15 protein-coding genes are annotated in these 12,891 nt (G+C 58.2%); 5 read left to right on the top strand and 10 right to left on the bottom strand.

What is annotated here, in order from left to right:
* Positions 1-147 precede the first annotated feature (147 nt).
* The 3 genes from purF (at position 148) to ACR0A1_RS04020 (ending at position 2,842) form a co-directional block, all read left to right on the top strand.
* A complete protein-coding gene (purF, locus tag ACR0A1_RS04030; RefSeq protein ID WP_170396815.1) occupies positions 148-1,668 on the top strand; it encodes an amidophosphoribosyltransferase in 1,521 nt (506 codons plus the stop codon).
* A 238-nt stretch (positions 1,669-1,906) separates the two neighbouring features.
* Positions 1,907-2,155 carry a hypothetical protein gene (locus tag ACR0A1_RS04025; RefSeq protein ID WP_170396813.1) on the top strand — a complete coding sequence of 83 codons (249 nt, stop codon included), beginning with the start codon at positions 1,907-1,909 and terminating at the stop codon, positions 2,153-2,155.
* Between the two features lie 42 nt (positions 2,156-2,197).
* Positions 2,198-2,842 (top strand): SDR family NAD(P)-dependent oxidoreductase, encoded by a 645-nt coding sequence (locus tag ACR0A1_RS04020; RefSeq protein WP_170396811.1) that lies wholly within the window; start codon positions 2,198-2,200, stop codon positions 2,840-2,842.
* 61 nt (positions 2,843-2,903) lie between these two features.
* Here the strand turns inward: ACR0A1_RS04020 and ACR0A1_RS04015 are convergent, their stop codons facing one another.
* The 4 genes from ACR0A1_RS04015 to ACR0A1_RS04000 form a co-directional block, all read right to left on the bottom strand.
* Positions 2,904-3,746, bottom strand: coding sequence for an ATP-binding protein (locus tag ACR0A1_RS04015; RefSeq protein ID WP_170396985.1), 843 nt, complete (start codon positions 3,744-3,746; stop codon positions 2,904-2,906).
* Between the two features lie 115 nt (positions 3,747-3,861).
* Positions 3,862-4,740 (bottom strand): twin-arginine translocase subunit TatC, encoded by an 879-nt coding sequence (tatC, locus tag ACR0A1_RS04010; protein ID WP_170396809.1) that lies wholly within the window; start codon positions 4,738-4,740, stop codon positions 3,862-3,864.
* Complete coding sequence (gene tatB / locus ACR0A1_RS04005; protein WP_480753014.1) at positions 4,737-5,195, bottom strand: Sec-independent protein translocase protein TatB; 459 nt, start codon at positions 5,193-5,195, stop codon at positions 4,737-4,739. The genes tatC and tatB overlap by 4 nt, the downstream gene beginning before the upstream one ends.
* Before the next feature lie 6 nt (positions 5,196-5,201).
* Positions 5,202-5,417 carry a twin-arginine translocase TatA/TatE family subunit gene (locus tag ACR0A1_RS04000; protein ID WP_010440381.1) on the bottom strand — a complete coding sequence of 72 codons (216 nt, stop codon included), beginning with the start codon at positions 5,415-5,417 and terminating at the stop codon, positions 5,202-5,204.
* A gap of 218 nt (positions 5,418-5,635) precedes the next feature.
* Here ACR0A1_RS04000 and ACR0A1_RS03995 point away from each other — a divergent pair, with 218 nt between their 5' ends.
* Together ACR0A1_RS03995 and ACR0A1_RS03990 are read left to right on the top strand one after the other, a co-directional pair.
* Positions 5,636-5,941, top strand: a complete 306-nt coding sequence (locus ACR0A1_RS03995) for a hypothetical protein (RefSeq protein WP_170406158.1) — start codon at positions 5,636-5,638, stop codon at positions 5,939-5,941.
* A gap of 21 nt (positions 5,942-5,962) precedes the next feature.
* Positions 5,963-6,634: a helix-turn-helix transcriptional regulator gene (locus tag ACR0A1_RS03990; RefSeq protein WP_223117959.1), complete on the top strand. Its 672-nt coding sequence runs from the start codon at positions 5,963-5,965 to the stop codon at positions 6,632-6,634.
* 63 nt (positions 6,635-6,697) lie between these two features.
* Here the strand turns inward: ACR0A1_RS03990 and ACR0A1_RS03985 are convergent, their stop codons facing one another.
* The 6 genes from ACR0A1_RS03985 to ACR0A1_RS03960 all read right to left on the bottom strand — a co-directional run bounded on the left by ACR0A1_RS03985 (position 6,698) and on the right by ACR0A1_RS03960 (position 12,889).
* A complete protein-coding gene (locus ACR0A1_RS03985; protein ID WP_170406164.1) occupies positions 6,698-7,861 on the bottom strand; it encodes a peptidoglycan DD-metalloendopeptidase family protein in 1,164 nt (387 codons plus the stop codon).
* A 58-nt stretch (positions 7,862-7,919) separates the two neighbouring features.
* Positions 7,920-8,570, bottom strand: a complete 651-nt coding sequence (locus ACR0A1_RS03980) for a protein-L-isoaspartate(D-aspartate) O-methyltransferase (protein ID WP_480866329.1) — start codon at positions 8,568-8,570, stop codon at positions 7,920-7,922.
* Positions 8,567-9,349: a 5'/3'-nucleotidase SurE gene (gene surE, locus ACR0A1_RS03975; protein WP_480866327.1), complete on the bottom strand. Its 783-nt coding sequence runs from the start codon at positions 9,347-9,349 to the stop codon at positions 8,567-8,569. Before surE ends, ACR0A1_RS03980 begins: the two co-directional genes overlap by 4 nt.
* A 118-nt stretch (positions 9,350-9,467) precedes the next feature.
* Entirely contained in the window at positions 9,468-10,553 is a 1,086-nt protein-coding gene (locus ACR0A1_RS03970) for an ABC transporter ATP-binding protein (protein ID WP_480866325.1), read from the bottom strand.
* An 80-nt stretch (positions 10,554-10,633) separates the two neighbouring features.
* Entirely contained in the window at positions 10,634-11,680 is a 1,047-nt protein-coding gene (locus ACR0A1_RS03965; protein ID WP_480866323.1) for a methyltransferase domain-containing protein, read from the bottom strand.
* Positions 11,681-11,776: 96 nt separating this feature from the next.
* On the bottom strand, positions 11,777-12,889 hold the full coding sequence (locus tag ACR0A1_RS03960; RefSeq protein WP_480866321.1) for a hypothetical protein: 1,113 nt from the start codon (positions 12,887-12,889) through the stop codon (positions 11,777-11,779).
* Positions 12,890-12,891 lie beyond the last annotated feature (2 nt).

The raw sequence follows: 12,891 nt of genomic DNA, 5'->3' as shown, positions 1-12,891 counted from the left end.
TGTATCTGTTTTCTTATGCGCTAGCCGCTTTCGTGCTTGTGCCTCAGTCCCGTGCAAACGGAGCAAAACACACCATTCAGATACCCGTGCACACCCGATCCGACCTGAACGCCATCCTAAGCAAGTCATAGAAATTGGAGCCCGTGTATGTGTGGGATTTTGGGGATCGCAAGCCGGACACATGATGTCTTTGCGGAAATCTATGACGGCTTGCTGATGCTTCAGCACCGAGGTCAGGACGCCTCGGGGATCGTCACCTATAACGGCGAGTTCTTCCGTGAGAAGAAAGCAAATGGTCTCGTCAAAGACGTGTTCAATGCCAGTGACGCCGAAACCCTGTTGGGAAAGGTCGGCATGGGCCATGTCCGCTATCCAACCGCTGGCTCGCTCAGCGCGGCCGAGGCGCAACCATTTTTCGTGAACGCGCCTTATGGCATCTATCTGGTCCATAACGGCAACATCACCAATACCGAAGAACAGCGCGAAAAGGTTACCGCGAAATACAGCCGTCACCTGCGCACCACCTCGGATTCCGAGGTCCTTCTGAACGTACTGGCCGACAAGGTTGCGGATGCGATCAAGGTCAATGGTAATGCTGATCCGATCCGCAACCTGTTTGCCGGTGTCAAAATGACGATGGAGCGGGTTCAGGGGGCGTATTCGGTGATCTGCCTCGTCGCGGGCGTCGGGATGCTGGCCTTCCGCGATCCTTACGGCATCCGACCTTTGTCTGTTGCCAAGCGTGCTGCAACTGGTGACGGCGATGATTATGCCTTTGCTTCCGAAGATGTGGCATTCGGCATCAACGGTTTTGACAAGCTGCGCGACCTAGGTCCCGGCGAGGCGATCCTTATCGACCTCGACGGCAATATGCACGAGTTCCAGGCCGTTGAAGGTAAACTGACACCCTGCATCTTCGAGTATGTCTATCTGGCCCGACCAGATTCGCTGCTGGATGGGGTATCGGTTTACAAAACCCAGATGCGCATGGGGCAGACGCTGGCCAAGCAAATTCAGGACTCGGGACTTGAGATCGACCGGATCATCCCTGTGCCAGATAGCGCCCGCCCTGTCGCGCTTGAGGCCGCAAAGATCACAGGCATTCCCTATCGCGAGGGGCTTGTTAAGAACCGTTATGTTGGCCGCACCTTCATCATGCCGGGCCAGGAAGAACGGCAGAAATCCGTGCGTCGCAAACTGAACGCGGTGCCTTTGGAGTTTGACGGTCATAACGTACTGCTGATCGACGATTCGATCGTGCGCGGCAATACAATCAAAAAGATCGTCCAGATGTGCCGTGAGGCCGGCGCCAAAAAGGTCTACATCGCCAGCGCCTCGCCACCGGTGAAATACCCCAATGTCTATGGCATCGATATGCCCACACGACACGAGCTTGTCGCGAATGGCAAAGAGATCGAGGAGATTCGCGAAGAACTGGGTGCGGATGCGCTGTTCTACCAACATCTCGACGATCTGATCTGGGCTGCCAAGGAAGGCAACCCCGAGATCGAAGCTTTTGACTGTTCCTGCTTTGACGGCAACTACGTCACCGGCGTCGACGAGGAATATCTGGGCAGTCTGGAAAACAGCAGTCGGGTCAGCAAAAAGCGTGAGGATATGCAGGTGGTCGGCAGTTCGTGGAACGCGGCGAAACTTGCCTCGGGGTGATCGGGCGAATCGCTTTGTCCTGAGGCGTCGGCCAAGAGACTTGCGCTAGCGGCCATAGGTCAGAATCCGCCGACAACCTATTGCTGAACAGGCTGCATTTGCAAAGGGTTCGGTATGCGGCATTCGAACCGCTCCGAACCGAGTGCTGCCGGCCTTTTGGTCCGGCAAAGCCCGTGTTACCCGAATGCCGAAAACCACTCACAAAACGGGGTCCGGGCGCGCAGCTCGGCCACAGAACATGGCAAACGCAACGGTGAAAAGCGCCGCCACACAGGCGGGGGCGCTCAAGAAGAACGCGGTCTCGGTATTGGGCATTTTTGGGCCCAAGGCGGACCTGCAAGCCCTGGTCCGCATGTCGTCGGGGCGCATTAAGAAAGTGAAACCCGGCAGTCGTGTCGGCCCGGGTAAGGTCGTCGCCATTGATGAAAATGGTGTTGTGCTGCGACAAAGCGGCCAGAACCGAAGGATCGACATCCCCGGCAGCTGATCCTGACTTGACGCCCTGCGCGTGCAGGTTCAAACCCCCCTCATGACCGATCAGACCAAAATCGCCCTTATCACCGGGGCTTCTCGCGGGTTGGGCGCGGCGCTGGCCGAAGCGCTGGCCCCCGACTATCACATCGTCGCTGTCGCTCGCACTCAGGGCGGGCTGGAAGAGCTGGATGACCGCATCCAGGCGAAGGGTGGCTCGGCCACTCTGGCCCCCATGGACATCACCGATCCCAATGCGATGGCGACCCTGTGCCGGGGCATTCACGATCGCTGGGGCAAGATCGATTTGTGGTTGCATACTGCAATCCATACCTCAGCCCTGACGCCAGTGCATTTCGTTGATCCGAAGGAATGGAACAAGGCAGTCAGCATCAATGCAAACGCCACCTCGGTTCTGATCCCGTATGTCTCGCCTTTGTTGGGCGAAACTGGCCATGCCGTGTTCTTCGATGACCCGAAGGCAGGCGAGAAGTTCTATGGCATCTACGGCGCCACCAAAGCGGCACAGATGGCGCTGGCTCGCAGTTGGGCGACCGAGACCGCACGGACGGGACCGCGCGTATCGATTGTTGAGCCTGCACCGATGCCGACCGCTGTCCGTGCACGTTTCCATCCCGGTGAGGATCGGGATGTATTAACCAGCACTGCGGATGAGGCGGCGCGGATTATAGCACTGTTGTGAGAATGGCCCTGACGGGCCATGCCTCCGGCGGAGGTATTTCTGGCCAGATGAAGCGCGCGGACTAACCGATATGGACGCCGTTTCGCCCGGCGAGGTCGACGAAGAATTGCCAGGCGACGCGGCCCGAGCGTGCCCCCCGTGTGGCTTGCCACTCGATGGCTTCGGCGCGCAGAGTTTCGGGATCAACCTTGACGCCATGAGCGGCGCAGTAGCGATCGATCATCGCTAGATATTCGTCCTGATCGCAGGGGTGGAACCCCAGCCACAGGCCGAAACGGTCAGAGAGTGAGACCTTCTCCTCGACCGCCTCGGACGGATTAATGGCGCTGGAGCGTTCGTTTTCGATCATGTCGCGCGGCATCAGGTGGCGGCGGTTTGATGTGGCGTAGAACACAACGTTTTCCGGGCGACCTTCGATACCGCCGTCCAGCACGGCCTTGAGCGATTTGTAATGCTGATCATCGTGGCTGAACGACAAATCATCGCAAAACAGGATGAACCTGTGCGGCGCGGCACGCAGGTGGTTCAGCAAACGCGCGACCGAGCCCATATCCTCGCGCTGCAATTCGACCAGTTTCAGGTCAGGATGCTCATCCTGCAACGTACCGTGCACCGCTTTGACGAGGCTGGATTTCCCCATTCCGCGCGCGCCCCACAAGAGCGCGTTATTAGCCTTGTAACCCGCAGCAAAGCGGCGCGTGTTGTCCAGCAACGTATCGCGGGAGCGGTTGATCCCCACCAATAGATCAAGGTCGACCCGATTGACCTGTGTGACGGGTTCCAGCCGGTCAGGCTCGACATGCCAGACGAAAGCCGGGGCCGCATTGAAATCAGGTGTCGCCAGCGGCGCGGGCGCCATGCGTTCCAACGCGTCCGCAATGCGATTCAGGGCTTGGTCGTCCATCGGCTCCTCCGGGATGTTCTGGCGGAGTTCAACCATGTTCCGATCAACACAACAAGAGTAGCAATTGAAAAAGGCGCGCCTACCTTGGGCGCGCCTTTAAAGCTATTGGAATAGGTTACTTGTTCTCTTCGTAATCCTGCATCACGTCTGCGTCGGCTTCGGCCTCTTCATCGTCGTAGTATCCATCGGCGCGCAACTGTTCTTCGCGCTTCTTCTCGACACGGGCGACCAGGAATATTGAAATTTCATAGAGCCCGTAAACTACGACAAAGAGGATGATCTGGGTGATCACGTCCGGCGGTGTGACAATCGCAGCCAACACCAGAATGCCTACCACCGCATATTTACGCACTGCCCCCAGACCTTCGGCACTGACAAGTCCGGCCTTACCCATCAGTGTCAGCAATACGGGCAATTGAAAGCACAGGCCAAAGGCCACGATGAACTTGATGGTCAGGTTGAGATATTCCTGCGCCGAACCCTGAAACACCACGCTCAAAGGTGCGGTTGCGCCTTCTGCTACAGCTTCCCCTTCCGCTCCAAATTGCTGGAAACCGAGGAAGAAGTCATAGGCCAATGGCGTGACCACATAAAAAGCGAAGCTTGCGCCCAGCAGGAACATGAAGGGAGAGGCCAGCATGAACGGCAGAAACGCGTTCTTTTCCGACTTATACAGGCCCGGCGCCACGAACCTCCACATCTGCATCCCGATATAGGGAAAGGCCAGAATGAACCCGCCCAGCAGCGAAACCTTGATCGCTACAAAGAACCCTTCCTGCGGCGAGATGAAGATCAGCCCGCAATCCTGTCCACGCTCGGTCAGCACCTCACATAGCGGTTGCGTGAGGAAGTTGAACAGTGGCGTGGCCACGGTGAAACAGATGATCATACCGATCAGAAACGCCACAACGCAGTGGATCAGCCGCGTACGTAGCTCGGCCAGGTGCTCGATCAGGGGTGCCGAGCTGTCCTCGATCTCGTCGGTCTTGGTCATGTCTTGCTTTCGGTTTTCAGCGCTGCTTCGGCCTCTTCCGCCTTGGCCAGCGCATCCGCGGCTTCCTTGGCCTTGCGTTCAGCGGCAGCGCGCGCCGTTGTGGCTTGGATCTTCTTGGCTTGCTCTGCTCGCTCGGTGGCCAGCTTGCCGGTCTCGCTGTCAGGGTCGAACTTGGTTGGGTCGATGGATTTGGCCACGTCGCGCGCGGCTTCGTTGATCCCGTCCATCGCTGTACTAACCGGGTTGGTCGCCGCGTTCAGGCCCTTCTTGATCTCATTGACGCCTGCTTCGTCCGCAGCCTCGTTCATTGCAGTGCTGAATTCGCGCGCCATGCCGCGCGCCTTTCCGACGAACCGTCCGACATTGCGGAACAGCAAAGGCAGGTCCTTTGGTCCCACCACGATCAACGCGACGATGCCGATGACCAGAAGCTCGGTCCAGCCCAGATCAAACATCTAGGCTCAGACCTTGTCTTTGTCAGTCTCAGGCGTGACGTCCTTGGCCAGCTCGGACGCATCCTGCTCCAGTTCTTCCGAACCTTCCTTGATGCCTTTTTTGAACGAGGTAATGCCTTTACCCACTTCACCCATCAGCGAGCTAATCTTGCCGCGTCCAAACAGGACGAGAACCACAACAGCAATCAGCAGGATACCCGGAAGGCCAATATTGTTGAGCATGACTTGTCTCCTTCTACGTCGGCGCAGCGCGCCGTGAATATGTCTGGCCCCGTGTCTACGCCCGTACGGGCATCAGCAAAAGTGCGACAGATCAAATCCGCGCGCAAAATTGAACGGATCATGCGTTTTTTGCGGACTCGCATTTCTCAACTGACAGGTTTATGTCAGTTGATATCACCTAGAAGGACGATATCGAAACCTGGTCTACGGAGAACCACATGACCCATGTCGCAGAAATCGTCACCTTTACCCTTGCCGACGGCACAAAGCCCGAACAGTTCGTCAGGCTAAGCCAAGCCTCCGAAGCCTTCGTCCGCGCGGCTCCCGGCTTTACCCACCGCCAGCTAAGCCATGGCGAAGATGGCCGCTGGACCGACTATGTCGTCTGGACCGATATGAAATCCGCAAAGGATGCCGCTGCTGCATTCATGCAACAGGATTTTGCACCCGCTCTGATGGCGGCAATCAACCCCGACAGCGCCCAGATGCGTCACGAGACCGTGCTATGGAACATGACCGCCTAAGGGCGGCTCAGACGGCGTGTCATGCGCCGCACTGACCGCCTGTTCGACATCATACAGATCCTGCGCGATGGTAACTTGCACCGCGCGCAGGACATCGCGGACCGACTTGAGGTGTCGGTCCGTACGATCTATCGCGATATGGACACGTTGGTGGCCTCGGGCGTTCCTGTAGAAGGCGAACGCGGCGTAGGTTACATGGTGCGTGAACAGATCACGCTGCCCCCGCTAAACCTGACACCCGCCGAGCTTGAGGCTCTGAACCTCGGCATGGCGATCGTTGCCGAGGCCGCCGATCCCGATCTTAAATCCGCCGCGGACTCTCTGGCCGAGAAAATCGACGCCGTCTTGCCCACGCAGGTCATTGCCGAGGCCGACAGCTGGAAATTCGCGGTCTATCCCTTCGCTGATGTCGTACGCGGAATGGCACATATGGCCCCGATCCGCGCCGCGATCAAATCGCGCCAGAAATTGCAGCTCAGCTACCGTCGCATTGACGGCGCGCTGACCGAACGCACCATCCGACCGCTGCATATGGAATACTGGGGCCGTGTCTGGACACTGACCGCCTGGTGCGAGCTGCGCGACGACTTCCGCGTCTTCCGCATCGACCTGATAGAAAACGTCACGCCTCTACCGGAACTCTTTACCGACGAACCGGGTAAAAGGCTCAGCGACTACGATCCCAATGCGTGATCCGTCCTTCATCTGGCCCCAAATACCTCCGCCGGAGGCATGGCCCGGAACGGGCCATTTCGGTCACTTCAGGTAAGGCTCGGGATCAACCGACTCGAACCCTTTGCGCACTTCGAAGTGCACATATGCATTGTCGCCTCCGCGCAGCGAGGCGATCTTTTGTCCCCGTCGCACCCGATCACCTTTCTTGATGGTGATATTGTCGACATTGGCATAAACAGTCAGCAAGTCATTGTTGTGTTTCACAACGATGATCGGAACCTGATCCGCATCCGCGGTGATCGCGGCGACCGTGCCTGCCTCGGCCGCACTGACCGACGCGCCTGGCGCTGCGGCGATATCTATCCCCTCATTCTTACCCTTCTTGTAGGTCCGAATGATGGTGCCGCTCACCGGGCTTGCCAGCGCCGAGCTTCCCGAATTGGTCGGGGCCTCGGCTGTAATATCCGGCGCAGGCGTTGCCGCGGCAACTTTCTCATCCGGCAATGGCTGCGTCGCGCTCGGCGGCGTAGGAGTTGGTGAGCCTTCGCCCGGTTGGGTTACCGCAGTTGCCGTGGCGGCCGGCGCCGCTGCCCGAGGTGCCGGTTGATTCTTGACCGGGATCAACAGGTACTGGTCTTCGCGCACCATAAAGTCTGGTCCCAAACCGTTCCATTCTGCCAGAGACTCCACAGGCACCTGATAGAGCCGCGAAATTGTATAGGCTGTCTCACCCCGCTTGACCTTGTGCCGGATCGGCTCAGGCCCCGTAGCAACCGGTGCCGGAGCCGCAGCAGGTTGCGCGGGCTCCAATGTCGATGTCTGTACAGATCCTGTGTCCGGTGCCTCGTCAATCGCGGTTCCGGCAATGGTCGCAATATCAACATTGCTCGTCCCACCGACCGAGCGCGGCAAGGCCAGAACTTCACCGTCACGCAGGCTGTCATTTGGCTGCAATCCGTTAAACCGCGCCAATTCGGCCACCGGCATGCCGATCCGGGTGGCGACATCGCCAACTGTATCCCCACGGCGGGCTACCGCGACCTGATAGTTCGGATAGGTGATCACGCCACGCGCATCCGGCGTCGGGCGGTTGGCGGTCGCTGCAAGGGCGGCATCTGCAGTGGAGAACCCGCCGACATTGCCGCGCAGGTCATAGTCATATGGCCCTTCACACCCGGCCAAAATTGCCAGCGCGGCAACACCTGTCGCATAGCGGCGCATTGCTGATTTGGAAACTGCTCTCATTTTACTGTCCTCAACACCTGCCCCTGTTCTCCGGGGTTCTGGCGCCTCTAATATACCTTTACGCTCCGTCTTTTCCCAGCCCCTCAAGCAAGGGCACAAAACGGACCGGCAACAATTCGTCATAGTCCAGACCGGTTTCAGTGCGCGTGACCCGGATTAGGGTCTGCACCGCGTCCGACTGGCCCACGGGTAACACCATGATACCGCCGATTTTCAACTGCGCCAAGAGCGGCCCCGGAGGATCTTCGGCGGCCGCGGTCACAATGATACGGTCGAACGGGGCCTGCTCGGACAGTCCGAATGATCCATCCGACAGCATCGCGGTCACATTCGTCAGCCCCAGCTCACGGAACAGTTCTCCCGTTTCGCGCACCAGCCTCTTGTGCCGCTCAACCGTGTAGACCCGGCGCGCCAGCTTGGACAGGATCGCCGCCTGATAGCCCGAGCCGGTGCCGACCTCTAGAACCGTATCACGCGGACGCACCTGCAGCGCCTGCGTCATCAGCCCCACAACCGAAGGCTGGCTGATGGTCTGTCCACAGGCAATAGGCAGTGGAGTGTCCTCATAGGCCCGGTCCGCGAACAGGCCTTTGACAAACTGCCCCCGGTCAACCTGCTCCATCGCTGCCAGTACACGTGCATCCGTCACCCCGCGCGAGCGCAGGGCAAACAGGAACTGCATTATGGTTTCTGCGCTTGGTTCAGTCATTCGATGACCTTTAGCGCCTCGAGCGTGTCATATGCTGTCAGATCAGCGCGCATCGGAGTGACCGAGATATATCCTTCCAGATTGACCGCCGCATCCGTGCCCGGAGCAGTCGGGTTATGTTGATACCCGCCCTTAATCCAAAGGAACCGGCGACCCGAGGGCGAGCTGTGCGGCTCGACAGAGAAATGTGTATCGCGCCGGTACCCCTGCGGGGCCACGCGCGTACCCAGCACCTCATCTGCGGGAACCGGAGGGAAATTCACATTATAGAACAGACGATAGTCGCCCTGCTGCTCGGGTGTCGCATCAAGAATGCGGCGCACCAGATCGGCCCCAAATTTGGCAGCCGCCTCAAACGAATCGTCCAGCCCCAGATTGCGCGGCCCGAAATACTGAGACAAGGCAATCGCGGGCACACCTTGCAACGCCGCCTCCATCGCGCCGCCGATAGTACCCGAATACAGCGTGTTTTCAGCCGAGTTGTTGCCCCGGTTCACCCCTGACAACACCAGATCGGGCGGGGCGTCCTTCATAACGTCGTGCAAACCGGCCAACACGCAATCCGCCGGAGACCCTTCGGCGGCATAGCGACGCTCGCCCAGTTTGGCGACCATCATTGGGTGGGTATAGCTAATGCAATGGCCCACGCCTGACTGCTCAAAGGCAGGCGCGACGACCCAGACCTCGCCATCGGGACCGGCCAGTTCAACCGCGATCGCTTCAAGCACAATCAGTCCCGGCGCATTGATGCCGTCATCATTGGTCAGAAGAATTCGCATGCCCGGTCCACCCCTCGTTTTGCCCTTGATAGACCCGCCTCAGCGCTGCGACAAGCAATGCACATGCGCAATCTGAGGCTTTCACGCACCACTTGGATGAAAATGCAGGATTTGAGCGTCAGGCCGGGAATACAAAACACCGGTCGCGGCGAATGGTCAGCCACATGACACGGCCCTCTTTGGGCACAAAGACGTTCGGGACCGTCGCCTTCAGGATCGAGCCATCATAGTCCATGCGAAACTCGACAAGGCTTTCATTTCCCAAAAACCGAGCACGCTCAACCACGCCTCGGGCGGCAATGCCGTCTGTCGGCGTCGGCGCAGGCCCTTTGCCATTGCGGTCGAAGTCCAGCTTGACGTGCTGGGGTCGAAACACGATATCAACATCGGTCGCGTCCGGCACACCGGGCGCAAGAAAACGGCCAAACGGAGTATGCGCCAACGCACCATTAACTTGAGCCTTCAACACATTGATATCACTAAAAAACGAAACTGCTGCCTTGTCTGCAGGCCGGGTATAGACATTGTATGGCGCCCCCTGCTGCACAATCTTGCCGCGCCGCATCAGCGCGATTTCATCAGCCATTCGCATCGCCTCGTCCGGCTCATGCGTGACCAACAGAACAGCAGCGTCCTCTTCTTTGAGGACTGCGAGCGTTTCGTCCCGAATGCCGTCGCGCAGACGGTTATCGAGGCCCGAGAACGGCTCATCCATCAGCATGATCCGCGGACGTGGGGCCAAAGCACGGGCCAGAGCAACCCGCTGCTGCTCACCCCCAGATAACTGATGCGGAAATCCATCGATGAACCGCATCAGATCGACCTTGGTCAGCAGTTCCTCGACCCGCGCGCGTTTCTGCTCTTTGCTGCCTTTCAGGCCGAACGCGACGTTATCCGCTACGCTGAGATGTGGAAACAGCGCAAAATCCTGAAACATCAGCCCAATCTCGCGCCGTTCGGGCGGTACGCGGAATACCGTGTCACAGATCAGCTTACCATCGACGTAAATCTCGCCCGAGGTCTGCATTTCGACCCCCGCGATCATCCGCAATGTGGTCGACTTTCCGCAGCCCGAAGGCCCCAGCAGGCAAGTCACCTGCCCCGCGTGTACGGTCAACGATACATCATCCACGACCGTCCGCCCGCCAAAGCGCGCAATCAGATTGCGGATTTCCAATCGAGGAGGAGTTGTCGTCACTGTCACCGATGGACCCCATTGCCTTTCCCGATCAATTCCATCGGGCTTAGGCGGGGATAACAACCCCGCCCATCAGGCGCAAGGGATCAGCAGCACCCGGTCGAGGCAGCTTCGCCCTGTACAACAAACGGGCTATCCCCGCCGCAGCCTTCGAAAATCCCGTAATGGGTCGAGAAATCGCCGATAAACTCGAAATGTCGTGCAAAACGGGTGTCTTGCAGCATCATCCACGTGTTGCCACAGACCGGGAATACTTTGCCGGCCTCGATCGTATGGTGGTCATCCAGAACAAATTCATGCGGCGCATGCGGCACTGTGCCCTTGTAGATCACAGCCTGACCGTAATCCTCGCACGCAGGTTCCAACTCCGGCAGCTTGAACAGACGGTAGGTGGCCGAGATAAAGCTCAGCGGTGCGACCCGTTCTTCAAGAATTGGGTTTTCGATCGTCAAAGGACGATGCGTCACCCGACGGGGATCGCCAAATCCGGCAGCACGCGACATCGACAGAAAATCGTTCCAATAGAGCGCACCCGACAGGCATTCGCCATACAGGATCTCATCCTCGGCCATCGCCTTGGGCACCCGGCGGTCGGCATAGACGTCCGAGAAATACATCTCGCCACCCTCTTTCAGCAGCCGATGCGCACCGCGCAGCACAGCAGCCTTGTCGGTCGCCAGATTGATCACGCAGTTTGAGACGATGATATCGAACGATCCCGGTTCGAGGTCCAGCTCATCCAGCTTTTCGATATAGCCTTGGTGAAACTCGACATTGCTGGCCGAATGACCGAATGCCTGCGCGTGATGGTCCTGATGCGCTCGCGCCACGTCGAGCTGCTCAGGCGTCATGTCAACGCCGACAACACGGCCCTTTTCACTGACCATCGCGGATAAAGCATACACATCGCGCCCCGCACCACAGCCCAGATCCAAGATACGCATTCCCTCCAGATCCAACGGAGCAATCAGCCCGCATCCATAGTAACGTGTCAGCACATCATCATGAATTTGAGACAGAATTTTCTTGAAGTGATCCGGCATATCATCCGGAGTACAGCAGGCATTTGTTTGCAAATCCGCGCTGCCTTGCAACACCTCACCGTAGTAGTTCTGCACAGCCTCGTGCTTCATCGGGGCAATCCTTTTGTCACTGGTCTTTTGCAGCTAGTGCAGCAATCCACACCACGCAATCCACCAGCGCCCGATCTGACGAAACCGTGACAGGGCTCAGGCGAGCAGGTCGAAATCGACGCCTGTGTGCACGCGGCCGTTCACTTGAATCTCCAACCGATGCGGCCCAGGAACCAACTTGAACGTTGTTGCATTGCCCTTCAGCTTGTGCCGCTTTCTAAGTGTCAACTGACCACCTGTAAGCGCGGCCTGTTTCAACTTGTGAACCTTGGGTGAGATCTTTCCGCCAGGTCGTTGGAAATGAACGATATAGTCGACCAAGACTGGCTGATCTTCTGCGCCGCTCAGGCGGGTTTCAAACTCCAGCGCATCACCAATCCGGGCCGGACCGTTTACCTGAATCTCAACCGCAATATCTGCATCGGGATCGTATCCAAGCACCTTCATCGCCTTGGGATGCCCAGATTTCACAAGGCCTCGTAATGCATGAGATGTCATCCAGTTCAGTTCATCCTTGTCCTGCCGCCCTGCCTTGCCCCAATCCCGCAGACGTTCCAGCACCAGATCGGGGTCTTTCTTGGTGATATCATTCAGATGATTGGCGACCGAGCGCGTCACATAGCGCGTCCGATCCCCGTGCAACCGGTCCAATAACGGCAATGGGTCTGACATTGCCAAGCCAACGGCCTGCCCCCACGGTAAACGCGGCCGCGTGCCCTCGCTGACCAGACGACGCACGTGATAGCTGGGATGGGTGCACCAGCCCTGCATCCGCGCCATGACCAGTTCGGAGTGGTGATTGAGGAACGGGCGGATCGCCCATTCCATCGAAAATCTCTGGGTCAACTCTTCGAATACATCCAGCGCCAAAGCGGGATGATCCAGGCCGATTGCACAAACCCAATCACCCAAGGGCGCAAAGATAAAGTCTCCGAAGTCGTCATCACTTTTGGCGGGGTCCAGCGGAGGCGGCAGCGCCCGCAGAATGACCGGTGCCACTGCCGGCAAATCGCCAGGCACCGATTCTTGCAGACACTCTGCAATCCACGCCATACGCTCTTTCAGTTCAAGCTCGGGCAAACGCGACATCACTTTCGCCGCGAATGCTTCTTCCTTGAAATCGGAATCAACCTTGGCGAACAAGCCCGCAAGAAAGCTTACCTTTTCCGCGTTGAACAACTGATCTTTCAGAGAAAAGTTCTGTGCCATAC

The organism is Ruegeria sp. D6, assembly GCF_056534365.1.
The sequence above is the reverse complement of the archived record's forward strand: the minus strand, read 5'-3'. Positions and strand labels throughout refer to the sequence as shown.

What these genes read in the sequence shown, in the direction of transcription:
- purF (WP_170396815.1), top strand. Translation starts at nt 148, where the DNA reads ATGTGTGGGATTTTGGGGATCGCAAGCCGGACACATGATGTCTTTGCG.
- ACR0A1_RS04025 (WP_170396813.1), top strand. Translation starts at nt 1,907, where the DNA reads ATGGCAAACGCAACGGTGAAAAGCGCCGCCACACAGGCGGGGGCGCTC.
- ACR0A1_RS04020 (WP_170396811.1), top strand. Translation starts at nt 2,198, where the DNA reads ATGACCGATCAGACCAAAATCGCCCTTATCACCGGGGCTTCTCGCGGG.
- ACR0A1_RS04015 (WP_170396985.1), bottom strand. Translation starts at nt 3,746, where the DNA reads ATGGACGACCAAGCCCTGAATCGCATTGCGGACGCGTTGGAACGCATG.
- tatC (WP_170396809.1), bottom strand. Translation starts at nt 4,740, where the DNA reads ATGACCAAGACCGACGAGATCGAGGACAGCTCGGCACCCCTGATCGAG.
- tatB (WP_480753014.1), bottom strand. Translation starts at nt 5,195, where the DNA reads ATGTTTGATCTGGGCTGGACCGAGCTTCTGGTCATCGGCATCGTCGCG.
- ACR0A1_RS04000 (WP_010440381.1), bottom strand. Translation starts at nt 5,417, where the DNA reads ATGCTCAACAATATTGGCCTTCCGGGTATCCTGCTGATTGCTGTTGTG.
- ACR0A1_RS03995 (WP_170406158.1), top strand. Translation starts at nt 5,636, where the DNA reads ATGACCCATGTCGCAGAAATCGTCACCTTTACCCTTGCCGACGGCACA.
- ACR0A1_RS03990 (WP_223117959.1), top strand. Translation starts at nt 5,963, where the DNA reads ATGCGCCGCACTGACCGCCTGTTCGACATCATACAGATCCTGCGCGAT.
- ACR0A1_RS03985 (WP_170406164.1), bottom strand. Translation starts at nt 7,861, where the DNA reads ATGAGAGCAGTTTCCAAATCAGCAATGCGCCGCTATGCGACAGGTGTT.
- ACR0A1_RS03980 (WP_480866329.1), bottom strand. Translation starts at nt 8,570, where the DNA reads ATGACTGAACCAAGCGCAGAAACCATAATGCAGTTCCTGTTTGCCCTG.
- surE (WP_480866327.1), bottom strand. Translation starts at nt 9,349, where the DNA reads ATGCGAATTCTTCTGACCAATGATGACGGCATCAATGCGCCGGGACTG.
- ACR0A1_RS03965 (WP_480866323.1), bottom strand. Translation starts at nt 11,680, where the DNA reads ATGAAGCACGAGGCTGTGCAGAACTACTACGGTGAGGTGTTGCAAGGC.
- ACR0A1_RS03960 (WP_480866321.1), bottom strand. Translation starts at nt 12,889, where the DNA reads ATGGCACAGAACTTTTCTCTGAAAGATCAGTTGTTCAACGCGGAAAAG.